Genomic DNA, 20,600 nt, shown 5'->3' on the forward strand with positions numbered 1-20,600 from the left:
CCTCAAATACTTGTAAGATAGCCCATCCGCCCTCTCAGAGGGCTAATCCGGTCGCACCAAAAGACCGCGTTCGGTGCGAATCTGAGCATAGGCGGCCGTGATAGCTGCCGCCTTGGCATGGGCCGCATTCTCAAACTCTCGCGGTGCCCCCATCTGCACAACGCGGTCCGGATGGTTATCCGCCATCAAACGGCGGTAGGCGGCCCGGATGTCGTCAAATGCTGCATCATGCTGTACACCCAAGATGAAATAAGGATCTTCCTTTTCAGGCCCCAAATGGCTGGCACGGATCCGCCGGAAGGTGGCCTCGTCAAAGCCAAAGGCCTGCGAAACGGTTTCCAGATACTCCATTTCATCCGCGGTCACGACGCCATCTGCCCCGGCAATCTGGAAGAGGCCATCCAGCACACCTTCCAGCAAGCAAGGGCGATCATGATACTTGCGACCGATCTTGCGGGCATAGCCCTGATACCCGCGCACAGTCTGGCGTGCGATGTTGAACACGCGGCGTACACTGTCAGCATCTTCCGGCGCGGCACGGAAGACGCGCGAAAAGACCATGATTTCCTTGTCGGAAACATTGCCATCGGCAGCGGCCATCTTTGCCCCTAGCCCCACAACGGCTGCAGTAAAGCCTACATCATTCGGGTCCGGCGCACACGCAAACTCCCCACTGGCGACTTCGCCAGAGGTGGCATCAGGGTCGAACAAGCGCCGTCCGCCCTCAAGAAGTCTAGCCCAGAGAGACATGTCTATTCCCCATATACCCGATTTTCAGGAATATGGGAGCGCGTCACGCTGACAGTTTCGTGAAGATATACTCACACTCGGATGCATGAAATTCACTTGAAATTCAAAGCTTCGAGCTTTTTCTCGTGAGAAACAGGGAAAATCGGGCTAGTCTCTGGACTGTCTTTCAACAGCTGAGCGCAGCTCAAAAAGCTCCGCGCGCATTTCCTGAATCGCCCGCAGGATGCTCGACCGTGCAAGTTCAGCTGTCTCCAGTTCCTCCTCCAGATCATCCTCTATCTCCTCAAGCCCTTCCTCCAGAATGGCCTGTTGTTCTGCTGCCAGCGAATCCACGACCAGCGCAATGAACAGGTTGAGAATGGCAAAGCTGGCGATGAAGATGAAGACTAGGAAGAAGACCCAGGCATAGGGGTGGCCGTCATCGATGACTTTCTGCACAACCTCAAACCGCCACCCATCCATCGTCATGACCTGAAACAACGAATAAGCCGAACTCGGCAGATCACCGAACAGAAGCGCCACCTCCTCATTGTCCGTATTGCCATACATATTGGTGGCCATGACCGCCGCCACATAGGTAACCAGAGCAAGCACTGCAAAGATGGCGCCCATGCCTGGCAGAGCCTTCATCAAAGCCTCCGTGATGCGGCGCATCATCGGCACGACGTGCAGCAAGCGTAGCACCCGGAGCACGCGAAGGGCCCGCAAGACGCTGAATGCCGAACCTCCTGGCACCAGAGACACTCCAACCACGACAAAATCAAACCAGTTCCAAGCCGACCGGAAGAACTGGAACCGGTAAACGATCAGCTTCAGCAGGATCTCGGCAGCAAAAACATAGGTGATGCCCTGGTCGACAAACTCCAGGACCGAAACAAGGTCTGGCGGCAGTGTGGCATGATACGTCAGAACTCCCAGAATGACCGCATTCAGGATGATCAGCGAAATGATTGTACGCAGGAACCAGGGCTGCTCAATCGCGCCTTCGAGCGCAGAATTGTTAGTTTCCATATCGAGTGTCGCGCGTCCCATTGGTCGTCCCGTCCCGTCTCCCAAAGTCAAAGCCTTGCGGTTTTGCCCGGTTCGATTGGTTCTGCCAAGTCAGAGAGGGAAAGATGAATAGCGCAAGGCCGACCCAAGGTGATTTCTAGGCGGATGCCTGCTCCTCATCATCCTCTGGCAACCTGGCCTGGCGCACCCATTCAATGATACTGAGCACAACCGCGACGCCACCCAGCCAGAATGTGATGATGAAGACGTGGTAGAAACCATGCTTCTCAATCATTTCTCCCAACCATGGCCTGCCAAGCGTGCCGATCAGCATCGTGAGGGACGCGAGCAAGGCATACTGCACCGCCGCAAAGCGCGGGTTCACCACAGATGTCAGATAAGCCGTGATCGCCACAAGCGCGAGGCCACCCGCGATATTTTCAGCGAAAATAGTCACCATGAGTCGCGCCATGCGCTGGCCATGGTCTGCCTCTGTCGTGCTGGCCGAAAGGGTTGAGCCCCAGTCAGCAAGAGCAATGAGTGGCGCATCCAGGCGCGTAAAGGCAAGGAAGGAGTCGACCGCCACAGCACCCGCTGCAAGGTCTGCGTAAAGCAAATTCGTAACGGCAGCGACGACGCCACCCAGAAAGAAAACGGGCATCCTGCCGATCACGCCGATCAGGACGGCGCCCATCAGGGAGCCCAGAATAGTGGCGATAACCCCGAACAATTTGGAGGCAATGGCAACATCCGCGAGGGAGTGACCAAGTGCCCCGAAGTTTTCGCCAAGATAAAACGGATAGGCAAAGGAGCCCCAGACCGCATCCGTGAAACGATAGGTCAGCGCCAGCAAGAGCACGAGCAGAGCGCCCCAACGCAGACGAAATATCAGATCCATCATGGGGTCAAAGATGGAGCGGAACAGAATGCGCTGGAGCGCCTGGAACTTCGTTTCCGGCCCAGCCTGAATGGCAACCGTTTGAGGATGCGCCTGTTTGCGAAAGATCAGGAACGCAGAGACCAGCGCCGGCAGGACGACCGTGAAAGCAACAATCCATGGCCCTTCATTGCGCACAAAGGCAGAGCCCGATGCCCCTTCCGGACTGAAGGCCTGGATCACAAACACCATGATCATGCCGAAGGCGATCAGCCATCCGATCCCGATGATCATGATGGCAGGCAGGGTCACTTTCTGCGGCAGGCTCTTGTAGAACGTCTCCCGCGTCTCGCTGCGCACACGGGAAGATTCCGGCTCTGGGGCAAGCAACGTTCCGCCAACCGATAGCAACATGAAGCCAGCAACCATCAGAAAGACGATGACCCAGCCGGCATGTTCCGCAATCAGCAATGCAAAGAAGCCCGTCACGAAACCCGCAGATTTGTAACCAAGCTGGTAGAGCGCCGACATCATGTCCTTGTCGACATCAGACCTTGCCACTTCGATGCGCCAAGCATCCAGAAGCAAATCATGCGTAGGCGAAAGCAATGTGATGAGAAAAGCGCCAAAGGCAACCAGCGCCATATTTTGTGTAGGGTCTGAGAAGGCAAACAGCGCGAGCAAGGCCGCAAGGGCAATTTGCAACACGAGAAGCCATGACCGCCGCGCGCCTAGACGCTCCAGAAATGGAAACGGGCGCGGGTCCTGAAACAGGGGAGCCCAAAGATATTTGAACGCATAGCCCAGCGTAACGAGAGAGAGCACACCAATCGTGGCCGGCGTGATGCCCACCTCCGTTAACCAGGCATTCAGCAGACCCAAGGTCGCCCCCATGGGCAAGCCGGCTGCAAAAGCCAACAGGGTCATCGCCACCATCCGGCGATCCTTCATCGCCTTCAGAGCACGCACGGCACGCGGGGGCTGTTTGATCGGCGGCTGCGTCGCAGGTGTCTCGCTCATGCAGCGCCTTCATGCGGCTGTACGCGCGTCCAGTTCAGGGCAAGTGTACGCAGAGCTTCCGCATCCAGCGGCTTGGCAGCCACAGCATTGGCACCTGATGTCAGCGCCTGGCGCTCAATATCAGGATTGATTTCGGCAGAGACGGCAATCATGGGCACATCAGACCCTGTCTCACGAATGCGACGCATGGCTTCAAAGCCATCCATGATCGGCATCCTCAAATCCATCAAGATCAGCACAGGATTCATGTCCATGGCGGCCTCCACTGCTTCGCTTCCAGTCGACGCGACTGTGACGGCAAAACCAGCCGATTCCAAGGCACGCCGTGCGATCAGCGCATTCACTGGATTATCGTCTGCAATCAGGACAAGGCCAGCGCCGGTTTCGGTTTCCGGCTCATCAATGGCCTGCTCGCCCGATTTCACGACATAGATACGTTCTGCCACAGAAGACGCCCGCAAGGGACGAACCAGCCAACCCGCACACCCCAAATCACGAAAACGACCGATGGCTCCCCTGTCCTCCGGCCGCAGAACAACCAGAGAAGGCTTTTGCCGCGCAAAGGACTTGACCAATGCCTCGCGCACATCAGCGCCAATCAGCAGGATATCTATCTCTGGAGCAACTTCCCCGCCACTGGGATCAACCAGCAATACTCGCGCAGATGCAGCCGCCAGCGCGACAGATGTCGACAGTGTTGTGGCCGGGGGCAAACCCACTAGCCCGACCGTGACACCCAGCTCTGGCAAATCATGGGTCGGTGGCATGTCGGCCCGCTCGAGCGGCAGGAACACCGAAAAGGCCGTGCCAAGACCCAGTTGGCCCGTGACATCGACACGTCCGCGGAGCAATTCGGTCAAGCGCTTCACAATCGCAAGGCCGAGACCAACGCCGCCATCCTTGTAGGCGTCTTTCGTACTCGACTGATGGAAAGCATCAAACAGGCGCTGGCGGTCCGCCTCGGCGATCCCAGGTCCGGTATCTATGACGCGGAACTCCAGACCGTCATCCAGTGACTTGATGTCCAGAAGCACACCACCCTGCCGTGTGAATTTCAGCGCATTCCCAACCAGATTGAACAGGATCTGACGAATGCGCCCAGTATCCCCCACATAGGTCGGCATAGGCGTTGGCAGGATACGCGCGGCAAGGTCCAGCCCGGCGGCATGCGCCCGCGGGCTCAGCAGTTCAATCACTTCCCGGCCAAGACGAGCCGGGCAAAAGCTCTCGCGCTCTAATTCGACCGCAGACGCATCAAGGCGCGCATAGTCGAGTACATTGTTCAACAGCTCCAGCAAACGGGCTCCGCTCAAACGGATCGCCTCGGCATATTCACGCTGGGCTGGCGCAAGATCTGTTTCAAGCAGAAGAGAGACTGTCCCAAGAATACCATTCAGTGGGGTGCGAATCTCATGGCTGGCCGTGGCCAGAAAAGTATCTTCCGGCTTTGAGGCAGGTGGAGAGGAATTTGGCGTGTCTGTCATATCGACAAAGGCCTATTCCAAAGCCTTTAGCATTCATTTAACTGGCAGTGTTTGCAGATATTGCTACGGCTGCCTCAGTGACAGTAGCCTCCGGCAAGGCCGGTGGCCTGTGGCGGTAGGAAAGCGCTTCGGCTACATGTAATCTCCGCACAGCTGTCGCCCCTTCCAGGTCAGCAATGGTACGCGCCACTTTCAGAACGCGGCTATAGCCCCTGGCCGTAAGATGAAGACGCTCTGCCGCTTGCCGCAACAAGGCAACACCAGCGTCATCCGGTACTGCGTGCCGCTCCAATTCCGGCAATGGCGCATCGGCGTTCACCGGTCGGCACGTGTCACTGACCACCTCACTGAACCTTTCGAACTGAATGTCGCGAGCCCTACTGACCCTTTTACGCACTTCTTCAGTACCTTCTGTCGGCGCTGGCAGGGTCAGGTCAACAGCCGTGACCGGCGGCGTATCATAATAGATGTCGATCCGGTCCAGAAACGGACCAGACAAGCGCGCCTGATATTGCTGTGCACATCGAGGTCCCCGGCGGCATGCTGCGGCGCCAAGGCCTCCCCCACATCGACAAGGATTCATGGCAGCGACCAGTTGGAACCGGGCGGGATAGCGCACATGACGATTTGCCCGCGCAACAACCGCCTCCCCTGCCTCAAGCGGTTGGCGCAAGCTATCGAGAACCGTGGCCGAAAATTCCGGCAACTCATCCAGAAACAAAACGCCATGGTGCGCCAGTGAAACCTCTCCCGGTTTCGCCTTGATGCCCCCACCAACCAACGCCGCCATGGAGGCCGAATGGTGTGGTGCCCGGAAAGGTCGCTTTCTGGACAAGCGACCGCGCTGCAGCAATCCGGCCACGGATTGTATCTGTGATACCTCGAGCAACTCTCGCGCAGAAAGTGGAGGTAACAAGCCAGGCAGACGCTGCGCCAGCATGGACTTGCCCGACCCTGGCGGCCCGCAAAACAGCAGATTATGCCCCCCCGCAGCCGCGATTTCCAAGGCACGCCTGGCACCTTCCTGTCCTTTGACATCACGCAAATCAGGACCAGTCGTATCTGTCGCAAGTTCCCCCGGCTTGGGCGGCGCAATCACAGCCCGGCCGGTAAAATGGTTGATCAGGGCAATCAGACCCGGCGCCGCGATGACCGCGCCGCCAGCCCAAGCCGCCTCCGCACCGCATATCTGTGGGCAGATCAATTGCAAATCCATTGCCTCAGCAGCCATGGCTGCGGGCAAAACACCCAGCGTCTCCCCCAATGTGCCATCCAGCGAGAGTTCGCCAATCGCCGCATACCCCTCCAGTTGATCGGCAGGCACAACCCCCATCATTGCGAGAATGGCCAATGCTATGGCGAGGTCGTAATGGCTGCCCTCCTTGGGCAGGTCGGCAGGCGCCAAATTGACGATGATGCGCTTGGGTGGCATGGCGAGGCCGAGAGAGGCAAAGGCGGCGCGAACTCTCTCACGGCTTTCCCCCACCGCCTTGTCCGGCAAGCCAACGACATGAAAGGCCGGATTCCCGCTAGTCATCTGCACCTGCACATCGACAGGCTGGGCCTCAACGCCTTCAAACGCAAATGTTGTAACCCGGCAGACCATCGCAACCCCAGTTCGTCTAAACCAGAGGTTAACAATTAAATTCGAACAAATAAAGAACAAAAATATCAAAAAATTGAAATAGGCCTTATGCGCGCTGAAGAGATACCGCTTCCAGCGCCTTGTCCAGAACATCCAGCCCCGCCCCGGCCCTTGGGGCCAGTTCGGATAAGGTACGCCGCCAAAGCCGCGCGCCGGCCCGGCCATTGAACAGGCCCAGCATATGCCGTGTCATCGCATGCAGTCCCACACCTTCCTGCAACCGCGCCGCCATATAAGGCCGGTAGGTTTCGATGGCGTCAAAAGGCGAAACAGGCTCGCCATCCGCATACAGAGTGGCGTCAACTTCGCCGAGAATCGCCGGCGTCTGATAAGCGGCCCGCCCCAGCATGACGCCGTCAAATTCTTCCAAATGCTGCTGGCAGGCTTCGAGTGTCGTAATGCCACCATTCAGCAGAATGGTCAGATCCGGCCGCGCGGCCTTCAGCTTTGAAACAAGACCATAATCCAACGGAGGCACTTCACGATTCTCCTTGGGGCTGAGCCCTTTGAGCCAAGCCTTCCGCGCGTGCACGGTAAACACATCGCACCCCGCTGCGCTGACCTTCTCAACAAAACCGAACAGGGTTTCTTCTGCAGGCAGATCGTCAATTGCAATGCGGCACTTCACCGTTACGGGAATGGAAACCCTAGCGTGCATCGCGCTGACACATTCCGCCACCATATCCGGCTGAGCCATGAGACAGGCCCCAAAAGCGCCGGACTGCACACGATCTGACGGGCAACCGCAATTGATGTTGACCTCATCATAGCCAAAGGCTTCGGCAATGCTGGCCGCTTCGGCCATCTTTGATGGCTCATTTCCCCCAAGCTGCAGTACCAAGGGATGCTCCGATTCTGAAAATCCGATCAGACGTTCGCGGTCTCCATGGATCACCGCATCAGCGGTTACCATCTCCGTCCAGAGCAGCGCGCGCCTGGACAGGCACCGGTGAAACGACCGGCAGTGCCGATCCGTCCAGTCCATCATGGGGGCGACGGAGAACCTGTAAACCTGATCTTGTTTCATATTTCCCCGGTATTTCAGGACTCAAGCGTAACAGTGCGACATAACGGGAGCACCTTGCGGGGGCTTTTAGCGGATTCACCTGACCGATGTACATAACAGACGCACTTTATGGCCCGGCAAGCCAAGCCCATGAACAGGAACGCCTGAAAAAATGTTCTCAAGCCATAGTGGCGAGAAAATCCCTGGTGCCCAGAAGAGGACTCGAACCTCCACTCCCTTGCGAGAACTACGACCTGAACGTAGCGCGTCTACCAATTCCGCCATCTGGGCACGGGATCGGAAGGCGCCGATGTATAGGCTGTTCCCGGTGGCGTCAACGGGAAATCCCATAAGCTTTTTGTGCATTCTGCTCATTCCAGCAGATCCTCGCTGGAAGCACCCCGGCAAACCGGGCAACAGCAAGCAGGAGGATATCAGGGGAGCTGCCTGATTGTTCTGAAACGCCCTCCTATAAAGGCTGAGAAGTACCTTGCTGTTCAGTGCGTACGGGGGAACGGGGGCCGAGATTACCGTAGACGGGGATGAATATGTCTGCTGGGCAAACCGATATCCTTGGCGTCACTGGCACCAGACCAGTAATCGACCAAAAGCGCATCCGTCATGCGCCGCATCACTTTCTCTGCGTCCTACACATCAAGCTTCTGATCGAGATGCAGGCGCCACCATGTCTAGAAAGCTACGGTGGCTTCCACAGCAGCAAAAAGGATCTTATCCTTCACAATTGCTTCCGACAGCATGACCTGGAGCGTTACGCGCTCCATTTCCAGCGTACCGTAGTATTTCTCCATCAGGAAGGGTGATTGAAAGCGCCGAAGATTGGCAGACACACGCATGGAAAAATCTGCTCATAAATTTCGGCACGCCAACTGATCAGAGCAGACAGGTTTCCCCTCCAGTCAGGTGCCGTGAACGGGGCCTTTGCTTTCGCCATGGTTCCGCAGTGACAATTTCTGACGTCTCGCCATACAGGCTATCCATATCCTCAAAATAGCGGAACACTGTTCTGAGACCTACACCGGAGCGCTCTGTCACACCCGCTGCGCTTGGGGAGATATCCCCTTCCTGAATAAGGGCGAACATGGCTTCGATAATTTGCGCCCGGCTTCTTTCGCTACGCTGGCGACGTCCATCCACCTTTTCGCCCGCGGCATGTGTCTGGACAGTCTTGGTCACCTAGCGCCCTTTTATTCTCTCAACTTTGTCTTTTCCTCGGCAGGCTAAATATCATGCCATCTTCAGACATAATGATCTTGTCATAAGATATGCCACGTATCTTTTGTGAACACTCCGTATCATAGTGTAGACGACAGAGGCGGGATCGTATGGCAGAAACCATCCGCCTGGCGTCGTCCTCTTTTTTACGGGTCTTTCAAGGGTCAGGATGCGTCGACGAGGGCGAGGCTCATCTCTGCAACTTCATAGACTCGGAGGCCATCCCGCCAGAGGCTACCGCGCGCTGTCGCAACGACGCGGTCTTCCTGTTGCTCAATTGAGGTGATTTCTATCACGGTGACTACTTCTTTCTTGTCAGGCGTGACCTGACCACGATAGCTCCATTGCACAGGGTGATCGCTGGCAAGTGTCTCGAATCTCGGCTTGGCTATATTGCTGTGCAGACCTTTCAACAGCATGGCCCTAGCCAGCAATTGCGCGAGCGCGTCCAGCCCAAGAGAACCAGGCTGCACCGGGTCTTGATAGAAATGAGCCTTGAAGTACCAGGCGTGAGGATCGACGGCCTGACGTCCACGGATCAAGCCAAGCCCCGCCTCACCGCCTTCTGCGTCAAAATAATCAACATCATCCAGCATGCAAAGCTGCCCCTTTGCCAGCAAGGCTTGATCGTCTTCCACGACAACAACTTTGGAAGGCAGAGCGTAAGCTGAACTGAAATGCGGCTTGTTAGACAGTCCCGCCTGACGGGCCAATGCTCCCGACGGGAAAAAACCAAACTGCGTCTTCAGATCCAGCACTCTCTCCCCTGACTTACACAACACAGTGACGTCAAAGGACACAATTGTCATAGGGCCGACCCGTGAGAAACCCGACAGACTACTCTCGATGACGAGCGTTTTGTCCCCTGGAAAAACTTCCCTGTAGAGATGGCCATTGCCCTCAAGATTGCGGAATTTCAATGCGCCAGACAGGGCAAATCCGCAGTGACTGGCCAACCAGCCACATGGCTGAAGGGCAATTTCCGACAACACCGCAAATGGCATAGCTCCATTGCCATTGTCCTGGAAATACCATGCCTGCGGAGGAATATCATACTCACAGCGCACCGCCGCGCCGACCTCCTGCACGCCGGGTCGTGTGGAGACCTCCATGACGCGCGTCATCATGTGATAAGGTGGCTGCGGAAGCCTCGGCACGATCCCCTCATGATCAAACCGCGTATACATGTCTCCGAAGGCAGCCGACGGCGCACCATTCGCGCAATCCAGCAGAGCCGCATAGTCTCCCCGGCTTTCCTGCTGTGGCCCAATGCGGCGGGGTTGCCTGTTCTGTCTTGGAGCAGGCCAGGTGCGCCTCAGACGCAATCCGAAACGGGGACAGTGGAACACTTTCTTACCGTCTGAACTCGCCAGCAACGTCGCATAGATTTCCGGCGTATCTCCATCAATAATTTCATCAATGAAAACTTCATATGCCAGATCATGGACCTGGTCTGGAATAACCTGCCCCCGGCAAATGAATTGCGCCGTATGCCCAGGCACAGGCTCAAAAACATATCCATCACGCTCAAGCGTTAGCCCTGCCGCCGCCGCGTAAAACTCCATGGCCTGAACCGCTGCCTCGGCCATTAAGGTTCCGGGCATGCAGGGATCTTCATGGAAGTGGCCTTGATAGAACCAGATATCGGCAGGCACCGCTGCGCGCGCCTTCAGATACCCCCTGCCCCAAGGCCCCCCCTTTGGATCAAATATTTCGACATCATCGAACAATTCCAGCTTGCCATCCGGAAGACAGGCAGGGCGCGACTGCGCAGCCGCAAGTTCGAACCCCTCCCCAAAGCAGGCATAAATATCCCCTTGGCGAAAGGCATCGAGATCCGCCGGCGAAAAAGCTTTTTTCCGGCTAGCCTGCTCCGCAGGGAAAGGGTTTACCTCTACCGTGGGCGGACCATCCCGCTCAGCTGACCAGACAACACCTTTTCCTGCCGCCAGCTCTGCATCACTGAAAAAGCCTGCCTGACCGTTGCGGACCGAGAAAACAGGTCTGTTGCCGATGCAACAGTCATACTGGAAGAAAAACATGCGAACATCCGCCAGTGTGGCATGGCCGGTAATCTCGATCTGGAAGCGCAGTGTATCGCCGGGCTCCGGAAATCCGCCCTCATGGAAGGTGATCTCACACCCCAAAAGTCGGTAAACGCGCTCATCCTGATTGCGAAAGTCAGCGCCCATCCAGCCAATAAGAGTGAGGTCTGCCTGACCGCACTCAATCAGCGGCCCCGGCCTTATCCGCCCATCATGCATGAACCACTGATCAGCACTCAGATCTGTTTCAGTCCAGATAACGCCCTTTGACTCAATGCCGGGCTCTGCATCTATCCCGGTGATACGGTCCACCAGTAGCAAGGGCGGCGCAGGCAAACGCACCTGACGGGCATACGCATCTTGTTGACGGAACTGCTCTCCGAAAAAGTCAGACATTTTCCCGCGGGTGGACGCCTCAATCGCCTCATATTCCCAAGAGGGTCCACAGGGCGAGCGCTGCAACAAGGGCTCTCCCCCACTCACCACCTTTTTCGGATCCGGCAATGGCCGATCCTTTGGGGGCGGTGGAAAGGCAATTAAACCTTCTAAGTGAGAAACAGGCTTGGCTTTCGGATAGCAGCAAGACGGCTGCTGTGGCGCGATCCGCAAAACAGCACAATGCGCCAACTGCGGAACCACGGGGCGCGCATAGGGCACCTCCCGCGTGACAGACCATTTCTCTGGTCGCGGCAACGCATTGGACCGGGCTTCGGCCAAGGCTTCTTCTACCCGCTTCATTCGCACCTGACGGCCTTCAGCAAACAGTACGCTGGCCAGTTCCGCCACCTGAGCAAGATCAGAAGACTCAATCCTGTCTGTGGCAACAGCGGTGAAAGGCTTGTCTTTCAGGATATACGGCAAGGACTGGGTCAGCGTATCGCGAGGCCCCAACTCAACAAATGTCCGTACACCATCCTGCCAGGCTTGAAGAACCGTCTTGGGAAAGTCGACCGTATCGACAGCCTGACGGGTCAGCATGTCCGCGACCGTCTCACTATCTGGTGTGTAGGTCCCATTCACGGCATTAGCATACAGGCGCACTTTAGGGCCAGAATGAACTTTGCGCGTATGCAATCTGCGCCAGGTTTCCTCAAACGGCTTCATGGCTTTTGCATGCACGATCAAATTCTGGTGCATCTTAGCGCCAGATCCACGCCCCAACGCATCGCACACGCTGCGACAGGCCTCTGAAGGGCCGCCAATCATACAGTCGCGGTCGGAATAAATGATCGTAATTTCCACGCCGGGTTGGCGGGCAATCTCTCTACGCACATTTTCCAGTGATGCCTGCACGCGCCAATTGCTCCAGTCAGAGGGAACATTTGGGCCCCAGGCCTCTCGTGCTGTTTCAAAGTCGCCACCAAGATGGCGCTCATACATTGCCGCATCAGAAATCTCATCCAGCAGAGCGCCCGGATCATCCCAAAAGCCGAATGCAAACAGCGCATTGCTCTCGCCCAGCGACAGCCCCAATGCCGCCTGTGGTTTGATACCTAATATGCCCATCAGCAAGAACGCATGAGCCTGACTGATCAGTGTACCCGCACATAATTGCTCAAACTCGCTGAGGCTGGAGCGCATCAGCAATGGAGCAATCTCCTGCGCCTTGTCCAAACCGGACAGTTTCTGGCGCAGGTCCGGGAAAGCCATCAAAAGACCGCGCCCCATCCTGGGATAGACGGCGGCAGAGCCGGTGAACATGAAGGCCAATTCCCCTTTGGCCTTGCCTTCGCCAAAGTGTACGCCGTCTCCGGAAGGCGCCTCACCGCGCGACAGATATATCTGCGCTTCTGTCTTCTTTGCTTCCAGTTCCTCTGCGGAGGACGCCAGCAATGCGATGCGACAGGCACCTCGTCCGCCGGTTTTGCCCGATGCGACTTTCGTTGCCAGCGCATCCTTGTCCTTGCCTGCAGCCCAGAACAAATACGGCGCGGGCCTGAGGGGATCTCCGACAGTCCGCGGCGATGCAGGCAGGAACTCGGCATAGCCTGCGGAATTGACCGCCGTCTCCGCCACACCAATTCGCAGAGTTTTCTTTGAACTACCCAGATCCGGCATCGCGCCGTCATCCGAAATCTTCAATCCGCGTGCAGACGCCAGAGCTTCCACAGCCATGCAGAAAACAGTGTCTGCGCAGGGCGCATATCCATAGGCATCTTGGAGGGATGTCGGTCGACTGGCCGGTGTCGCCTTCCAGAACACACCCGGTACAATTCCCAAATGTGACGAGTCAGAATCGGGAAGATCCTCCACACGTTTCAGGATCAGGGCCGCAGCCTGATCCCCCGGACACTCCGTCAACCCCATATTAGACAAGGCCATGGCCCGGACAGGCTCGGTGGCAAAATCAGCGGCGGCAACAATGGCCGTGTCGATGGTCCCATTGCGCAAGGCTTCAATCGCCAGATCCAGCGCCGCCAACCCTGATGCCGCATCCGCCGAGACGGAAAAGCCCATGCCGTGATAGTCTTTGGCATAGGTCAGTCGGTTTGCCGTCATGTTGGCCATCGCGCCGAGTACCGTGGCTGCACTTAAGAAAGGCGCAATGCGATTCTGCATTTCGGCGAGCCTAGCCGCACCCGCAGCGCCGCCGACCAGACCAGCAAGCCGTTCCCGCAGCAGCCAGCGAGCAGAATCCGCGGCGCACCCTATGGCCGTAAAAACGCCTGTGCGCCCCTGATCGACATCCCCTGCCGACGCCAGAGCCTCTTGCACAACATCCAGAATGGCCAATTGCTGAGGTTCTGCCTCTGCAAGGTCCCTTGGGGGGGTACGGGCACTGATGGCATCCGCGCCAATATTTTGACAGGGTTCGGACGGCTTCAGAGGATGATTCATAAGCCGGCGGAGCACCGCCTCACTCCCCCTATCCTGACCCGCGAGCAGCCCCGTTGCGACGAGCGCTATGTCCCCGTCATAGGGCTCTGGCAGTCTCACCTGGAACTGCTTTTCGGCTGGGCTGTATTGCTCAAGAATCAAATGCGCATTGTTTCCGCCAAATCCAAAATTGCTGATGCCTGCGAGACGCGGCCCCTCAGGCCAGACTTCTTCCTGCTGAATGACTCTCAAACCCGATGCACTGGCTGGCTCAATCAGGCTCCCATCTATGGGGGTGGCAGGCAAAACTCCGTGCTCGAAAGCGGACGTCATCTTAAGAACGCTGGCGAGGCCTGCAGCGGTGATCAAATGACCCGTATTCGCTTTCAGCGACCCGATGGAAAGTGCATCACCCCGCTGAAACATCTGCGCAGAGGCGAGTAATTCCACACTGTCTCCTGTTGGTGTGCCGGTTGCGTGACATTCAAGATATGAGACGCTGTCAGGAGACACACAGGACATGGCATATGCCTGACGCATTGCTTCCAGCTGCCCTTCCCTTGATGGGGCCAGTAGGCCTTTCCTGCGTCCATCATTCGACAGGCCAACCCCGCGAATAACTCCGTAGACCTTATCGCGGCGCGTAATGTCACTCAGCCGTTTCAGTACGACTGAAACAGCGCCCTCTGACGGGACTAGGCCATCCGCCCCCTGCACGAAAGGTCTCGATGTTCCCGTCGGGCTAAGAGCCTTTAGGGCATCGAAGCCGATATGCAGGATCAGATTATCTGCCGCATTCACGGCCGCAACAACGGCATAATCGAGCTGACGCGATTGCAAGCGACGGCAGGCAGTTTCCAACGCATAGAGCGATGAGGCACAGGCCGCGTCCAGCGAGAATGCCGGTCCGCCCAGCCCCAAAACCTGGGAGATCAAGCGGGCCGGCAGCGCAGAATTAAAGGCACTTTCAGGTGCGCCAGAATTTTCCCCTGACCAGACAGACGCGGCATATGCCGCATGCGCTGCACTGGGATAAGAGAGATTGGCCACGAACACGCCCGTTTTGGCACGCCGCGAGCGTGCAACCCGCGCATCCTCCCATGCCTCTATCGCCGCATGGACAGGCCATGCGCAGACGGGGTCAGACACGACAGATGTGCGATAAGCTTCCGGAATACGCTCCGGGTCAAAAACACTCTCAAACCCCTCGACCAGACCAGAAACATACCCCTCATTTCGCTCTGCAGACGCGCCTTTTAGTCTCCGCGCAGGCACAGGCCCATAGACGATCTGCCGGTCACGTACAATTTGCCAGAGGGCATCAGGCGTCAACGCACCAGGCAGTACACAGCCCTGACCAACGATTGCGATGGGTTCAAACCGGCAAGTGCCTGTCATGATGTCCACTCGTCTCCGATAACCAATTCTGTTTCACTCGGCTCACCGAACAGGATTTGATCGGCAAAGATTCGGGCCCCGTCTTCCAGACTGATCAGTTGAATGCCGCGCTGGGCAAAATGCGCCGCCAATGTGTCATCCACCATGCCGCCTTCCCATGGCCCCCAGCAGAAGCTCTTCACAATGGCATCCGACAGCTGATGGGACAGCTCACGCGCCACCGCATTCAGCCAGGCATTGGCCATGGCATAATCACTCTGACCCACATTGCCGAATACAGCCGCAGCAGATGAAAAAAGGCCCACATGCCGTAGCCGGGAGATATCCAGGCAAGCCAGAATGCTCAACAAGCCCTCGACTTTCGGGAGGAAGACGCGTTGCACGTCTTCCGGTGTCTTCTTGTCGGCGAGACTATCCGCCAGGACGCCGGCCCCATGGATGAGCCCCGTAACCGGACCATATTGCGCAACGGCATCCTGCATGGCATGCTTTAGCCCATCGGCATCGGATACATCCGTCCTCAGATAAACCGCCTCGGCTCCCGCTGTTTCAATGGCATTAAGGGTCTGCCGGATTTCAGCGCTGGCCAGCAAGACTTTTGCCTGCCTGTCTATGTCTGGTAATGCAGGCTTCAGACCCCGCGCCTTTGCATCCTGTATCAGGGCCATTCGCAGTGACTTGATATCCGTCATCACGGGCAGATGCTGAGGCCACTCCACAATCGGAGACCGCCCAGCCAACAGGAAGACCGAATCGGGCTGCATTCGCGCCAGACGGCTGACACAAGAAGCTGTAACCCCCCTGCCCCCCCCAGACACGAACCAGACATTTCGGTCACTCTGCGCACATCGGGACTGGAGAGAAGCGCCCGAGACTTTCAGCTCATACGCATGCTGTCCCGCAAAGATGACATCTCCAAACCCCGAAGACAGCGCCTGAAGAATGCCGGGGAAGTCAGCGTCTCCACGCCCCTCAAGCGACCAGGTCACAATATCCGTACCCGGCCATTCCTGCGAGAGGGTTCTGGAGAGCCCCTGCAAACCCGAGAGGTGCGTCAGCTCATCGGCCTGCGCTCGCTCAAGAAGGATCAGCTTACGCCCTTCATGTTGCAGTCGCCGACAGGTCTCGAGAACCCGCCAATGGCGCTCTGTAATCGGCTCCTCGCTCAATCCTTCGGTCATGATAACATATGCCGCATTCACCGCTTGGGCACTGTCTTGCAGACAAGCTGTGGCGCCTGCATCCCGCAGTGTCTGAACAAGGCCAGAAGCCAGCTCAGGCGCACCCTCGGTGACAGAGATTATCCCCAGCTCTTGCATGGGATGGCCTTGCCCTATAGCGCTGCAAGGCTGAAGCGAAACTACTCTCACACGGCTTTGATACTCTGGTTCAGTCGGTGCATCCGCAAGGGGACGGGAGAACGCAGGCGGCGTTCCGCCGTCCCTTATCTGAAAAAATCGGCAATCGCCCGGATCGTTCGAAGTTCCGTCAGCTCTTCCGGATCCACCTCTGGCAATTCCGGATACTGATCTCTCAAGGATGACAGAATCTCGACCTGCTTGATGGAGTCCACACCCAGCTCGCCTTCAAGGTCCATGTCGTCTTCGAGCATATCCTCCGGATAGCCTGTTTTTTCCGCAATGAGCGCACGCACTGAATCAGCCGTTACACCGCCCGTAACCGGCGCGGACGCATTAGAGACCGGCGCCATGATAGAGGGCTCCGCGGCTCCGTTTTTTTGCGACGAAGCACCAATGCCTGCGCCATCAATCATCTCGGCGATTGCGGCGATGGTGCGCAATTCGACCAATTGCTCAGGATCGATTTCCGGAAGCGCCGGAATGCGCTCGCGAATTGTCGACAGAATTTCGACCTGTTTGATGGAATCTACACCCAACTCGCCTTCAAGATCCATATCGGCTTCCAGCATATCTTCCGGATACCCCGTTTTCTCCGCAATGATACCTCTTACCAGACCCAACGAGTCATCATTCGAGACATTTTTGATTGCTTGCACAGCAGCGGGCTGAGGTGCGCGGGCTATAGGCTTCGCAACCGGCTCGGCCGGTGCCGCTGGTTTAGCAGGCACGGGTGGCTGCACAGAGGTATAGCTTCCATTCGGGCGTCCGCTTGGCACAGGCGCTGGTGCGTGCGGGACCACTGGCGCAGGAAGTGCCGCAGGAGGCCGCGGCGGCGTTGAAGGCTGATGTCCGGCCACGCCAGCAATCTGCCCTGCCACATTCAGGAAAGCTGTGTGCGCGCTTGTCATTACCGACATGTATTCAGAATGCCGCAGGGACATCTCTGAAATGATCCGATCTGAAACGGTTGCAGGCGCAGCACTCATGGCCGGTTCGCCGGAGGCAGATATGGAATGAGCAGGAGGAGTATCTTTTGTCATGAGAGGAGAGCCTGTCTGTTCTGGAAGGGCAGTTTTGGGAGCCGGTACAGCTTCACGCACCGGTTTGTGAATATTCGGCGCAGCCTTTCCAGCCGCACCTATTTCAGGAGGATAAGGTTTCTTGTAATTGGCGCCTGAGATCATCACGGCATGTTTTGATGGCGCTGGTTTTTCCGGTTGAGGCGGAAGCCCCTCGAACAGCTTCACAAAGTCCAAGGAGACTCCTGAGACGGCTAGCGTCGCGGATGCTGCCAGGAACTGGTTCACACCATTGCGTCGCTTGTGATCCAGCGACACAGCAAGATGCTCCTTGTCCTGCAGGATATTTCCCACAAGACCTGACACAACAGAGCCCGGACCAATTTCAACGAAGATCCGCGCGCCTGCCGCATGCATCGCTTCGACTTGTTCCCGGAAGCGCACGGGCTGCACCAATTGCCCGGCAATGAAGTCTGGCAACTCAGCCACCTTGCACGCATACTTTCTCGCGGTGGCATTCGCATAGACATCCAGTTTCGGGCTTCGCAGTTTCTGCTTCGCCAAAAGCTTGGCGAACGGCGTAACAGCCTCTGCAACAATTTCCGAATGGAAGGCTGTGGCCACTGGCAAGCGCCGCGCCTTGAAGCCAGCCTCGTCACAAGCCTGTTGCGCAGTCTCAATCTCCTCGACAGTACCTGACAACACAATCTGGTCTGGTGCATTGTCATTGGCCAGCACGACGGACAGCCCGGTTTTCTCAATCAGCCCATTGATTGTGTCCGCATCGGTCTGCACGGCCAACATCGCGCCTTCAGATGCACTGGCCGCCACAGCCATCTGCGCACCGCGCTCTGCAGACACGGTCAGGGCCGTATCAACATCCATGACACCAGCCTGATGCAGAGCCATGATCTCACCAAAACTGTGTCCGGCTGTCATGTCCGGCTGCAGGCCCAGGGTATCCAGCAGCGCAAGCTGCGACAGCGCCACAGCAGCGATGGCGGGCTGAGCATGCTGCATTTCTGTCAGCCGCTGGGTCTGCGTTCCGAAATCCAACTGGTCGAACGCGTTGGGCGGAAAGGCCAGTCGGTCAAGGCGCAGGTCACCCGTCCTCTTGTGACCTGCGGCACGATCCCAAATCTCACGCGCAGCCGGGAAAGCCATTGCAAGATCGCTCCCCATTCCGACATATTGGCTGCCCTGCCCCGAGAACATGAAAGCCACTTTACCCTCAACCGGCGGGTCGAGAGACGCTGCGCAATCCTGCTTAAGTGGCCGCTTGCCAACTTCTCGGGCCTCAATCTGGCCAGCCAGCGCAGCGCCCTTGCCAATCAGATCAGCCGGGTTTTCTGCTATGATCGCGGCCCTTGCCCCGGCTCTAGCGTCAAACCCCTCATGCGTACGGCAGGCACGTAGCGCGAGATCGGCTTCGGGCACTTCACAGCACACGGATTTGATCGACGCCGCCAGTTCCTCAGGCGTCTCTGCAGAGAACAGGAACAGCTCTGCCGGCAAAACCCGATATGGCCGCACCGCACGCGCGCCGACATACTCTTCAAGGGTCACATGGAAATTGCTGCCGCCAAACCCAAAGGAACTGACTGACCCACGTCGCGGCCGCTTTGGCGGGCTGATCCAGGGACGCGGCTCCGTATTCAGATAGAAGACCTTGCTGTCCTTGATAACATCGGCGGGTTCTTCAATCTTGATGGTGGGCGGAAGCACTTTGCGGCTCAGCGCATTGACCATTTTCACCAGGCTGGCCGAGCCCGCCGCGGCCTTTGTATGTCCTATCTGGGATTTGATGGAGCCCAGCGCGCACCATGGGGTTTCGGCGCCTTCCCCGAAGACAAGATGCAGGCCGTCGAGCTCGGCCTTATCCCCGGCACGTGTGCCCGTGCCATGCCCCTCGACAAGGTCGACCGCATCCGGACCATACCCCGCCTGCTCATAAGTCCTCCTCAGCGCCTTTGCCTGACCTTCAGGAACAGGCGCATAAATTGCCGTGCCCTTACCGTCTGACGATGCGCCAATCCCACGAATAACCGCATGGATCGTATTGCCATCACGTTCGGCATCTTCAAGGCGCCTCAGGGCCAGCATGCCGACGCCTTCCCCCAACATCGTGCCATCGGCCTCATTTGAGAAAGGCCGACAATCTCCCGTTGGAGACAGCGCCGGCGTCTTGGAGAAGCACATATACATAAGGATGTCGTTCAGCGCGTCGACCCCGCCGGTCAGCACCATATCACTGTCGCCAAGGCGCAGCTCATTTATGGCGATCTGTAGTGCCGCGAGACTGGACGCACAGGCCGCATCCGTCACCATATTGCTGCCACCCAAATCCAGACGGTTCGCAATCCGTCCCGCAACAACATTCCCCAGCAGGCCCGGAAATGTCGCCTCCTGCCATTCGGCGTAATGCGCCTCAATGCGGCCTGCGATGTCCTGAACCTCATCTTCAACCACGCCAGCATCCCGCATAGCATTGACCCAAGCAGGGCGCTGAAGACGGCCTGCCATGTGCGCGGTCAGCTCCGTCGCAGAGGCGACACCCAAAACGACACTGGTCCGACTACGGTCAATCAGCCCCTTGCTGTCGCGTTCAATATCTTCCAGCGTCATCTGCGCAGCAATCAGGGCCAATAGCTGGGCGGAATCCGTCCCCTGCATGGCCTTGGGCGGAATGCCAAAGGTTACGGGGTCAAAAGCCAGCGGATTAATGAATCCGCCGCGCCGCCCATATGTCTTGTCTGGCGCCTTCGGATCAGGATCATAGTAATCCTCAATCAGCCAGTGGCTGGCGGGTACATCTGATAACAGGTCCCGTCCTTCCATAATATCCCGCCAAAAGCCGGTGACGTCTCCCCTTCCCGGAAAGATCGCGCCCATGCCTACAATGGCGACAGGAATGGCAGACCTGGATGTCATGTTAGTGTGTTCCTCATCACCCTT

Annotated in this window: 11 protein-coding genes and 1 tRNA gene; all 12 read right to left on the reverse strand. The window is 57.4% G+C overall.

Annotated elements, in window-relative coordinates; genetic code table 11:
* Positions 1-42: 42 nt before the first annotated feature.
* Complete coding sequence (locus HY2_RS00865) at positions 43-750, reverse strand: TerB family tellurite resistance protein (RefSeq protein ID WP_081814850.1); 708 nt, start codon at positions 748-750, stop codon at positions 43-45.
* A 147-nt stretch (positions 751-897) separates the two neighbouring features.
* Complete coding sequence (locus HY2_RS00870; protein ID WP_051594575.1) at positions 898-1,782, reverse strand: ion transporter; 885 nt, start codon at positions 1,780-1,782, stop codon at positions 898-900.
* Positions 1,783-1,897: 115 nt separating this feature from the next.
* The gene (locus tag HY2_RS00875) at positions 1,898-3,637 is read right to left on the reverse strand and encodes an MFS transporter (RefSeq protein ID WP_034823707.1); all 1,740 of its coding nucleotides are present in this window, start codon (positions 3,635-3,637) and stop codon (positions 1,898-1,900) included.
* A complete protein-coding gene (locus tag HY2_RS00880) occupies positions 3,634-5,121 on the reverse strand; it encodes an ATP-binding protein (RefSeq protein ID WP_034823708.1) in 1,488 nt (495 codons plus the stop codon). The genes HY2_RS00875 and HY2_RS00880 overlap by 4 nt, the downstream gene beginning before the upstream one ends.
* Before the next feature lie 37 nt (positions 5,122-5,158).
* The gene (locus HY2_RS00885) at positions 5,159-6,727 is read right to left on the reverse strand and encodes a YifB family Mg chelatase-like AAA ATPase (protein WP_034823709.1); all 1,569 of its coding nucleotides are present in this window, start codon (positions 6,725-6,727) and stop codon (positions 5,159-5,161) included.
* A gap of 85 nt (positions 6,728-6,812) precedes the next feature.
* Positions 6,813-7,793, reverse strand: coding sequence for a tRNA dihydrouridine(20/20a) synthase DusA (dusA, locus tag HY2_RS00890; protein ID WP_034823710.1), 981 nt, complete (start codon positions 7,791-7,793; stop codon positions 6,813-6,815).
* Between the two features lie 183 nt (positions 7,794-7,976).
* Positions 7,977-8,063 (reverse strand) — tRNA-Leu (locus HY2_RS00895).
* A 398-nt stretch (positions 8,064-8,461) separates the two neighbouring features.
* Positions 8,462-8,626, reverse strand: coding sequence for a hypothetical protein (locus HY2_RS17245; RefSeq protein ID WP_155836532.1), 165 nt, complete (start codon positions 8,624-8,626; stop codon positions 8,462-8,464).
* Positions 8,627-8,663: 37 nt separating this feature from the next.
* Positions 8,664-8,966 (reverse strand): TetR/AcrR family transcriptional regulator, encoded by a 303-nt coding sequence (locus HY2_RS17080; RefSeq protein ID WP_081814851.1) that lies wholly within the window; start codon positions 8,964-8,966, stop codon positions 8,664-8,666.
* Positions 8,967-9,169: 203 nt separating this feature from the next.
* The gene (locus tag HY2_RS16515) at positions 9,170-15,265 is read right to left on the reverse strand and encodes a type I polyketide synthase (RefSeq protein ID WP_051594576.1); all 6,096 of its coding nucleotides are present in this window, start codon (positions 15,263-15,265) and stop codon (positions 9,170-9,172) included.
* On the reverse strand, positions 15,262-16,446 hold the full coding sequence (locus tag HY2_RS16520) for an SDR family NAD(P)-dependent oxidoreductase (RefSeq protein WP_158533965.1): 1,185 nt from the start codon (positions 16,444-16,446) through the stop codon (positions 15,262-15,264). Before HY2_RS16520 ends, HY2_RS16515 begins: the two co-directional genes overlap by 4 nt.
* A gap of 263 nt (positions 16,447-16,709) precedes the next feature.
* Entirely contained in the window at positions 16,710-20,576 is a 3,867-nt protein-coding gene (locus tag HY2_RS00920; RefSeq protein WP_051594578.1) for a type I polyketide synthase, read from the reverse strand.
* Between the last annotated feature and the right edge of the window lie 24 nt (positions 20,577-20,600).

The sequence above is a fragment of the Hyphomonas pacifica genome (assembly GCF_000682675.1).
Classification (GTDB): Bacteria; Pseudomonadota; Alphaproteobacteria; order Caulobacterales; family Hyphomonadaceae; genus Hyphomonas; species Hyphomonas pacifica.

Bases quoted from the DNA above. Each gene is read 5' to 3' on its own strand.
- HY2_RS00865 (WP_081814850.1), bottom strand. From the start codon at position 750: ATGTCTCTCTGGGCTAGACTTCTTGAGGGCGGACGGCGCTTGTTCGAC.
- HY2_RS00870 (WP_051594575.1), bottom strand. From the start codon at position 1,782: ATGGGACGCGCGACACTCGATATGGAAACTAACAATTCTGCGCTCGAA.
- HY2_RS00875 (WP_034823707.1), bottom strand. From the start codon at position 3,637: ATGAGCGAGACACCTGCGACGCAGCCGCCGATCAAACAGCCCCCGCGT.
- HY2_RS00880 (WP_034823708.1), bottom strand. From the start codon at position 5,121: ATGACAGACACGCCAAATTCCTCTCCACCTGCCTCAAAGCCGGAAGAT.
- HY2_RS00885 (WP_034823709.1), bottom strand. From the start codon at position 6,727: ATGGTCTGCCGGGTTACAACATTTGCGTTTGAAGGCGTTGAGGCCCAG.
- dusA (WP_034823710.1), bottom strand. From the start codon at position 7,793: ATGAAACAAGATCAGGTTTACAGGTTCTCCGTCGCCCCCATGATGGAC.
- HY2_RS17245 (WP_155836532.1), bottom strand. From the start codon at position 8,626: ATGCGTGTGTCTGCCAATCTTCGGCGCTTTCAATCACCCTTCCTGATG.
- HY2_RS16515 (WP_051594576.1), bottom strand. From the start codon at position 15,265: ATGACAGGCACTTGCCGGTTTGAACCCATCGCAATCGTTGGTCAGGGC.
- HY2_RS16520 (WP_158533965.1), bottom strand. From the start codon at position 16,446: ATGACCGAAGGATTGAGCGAGGAGCCGATTACAGAGCGCCATTGGCGG.
- HY2_RS00920 (WP_051594578.1), bottom strand. From the start codon at position 20,576: ATGACATCCAGGTCTGCCATTCCTGTCGCCATTGTAGGCATGGGCGCG.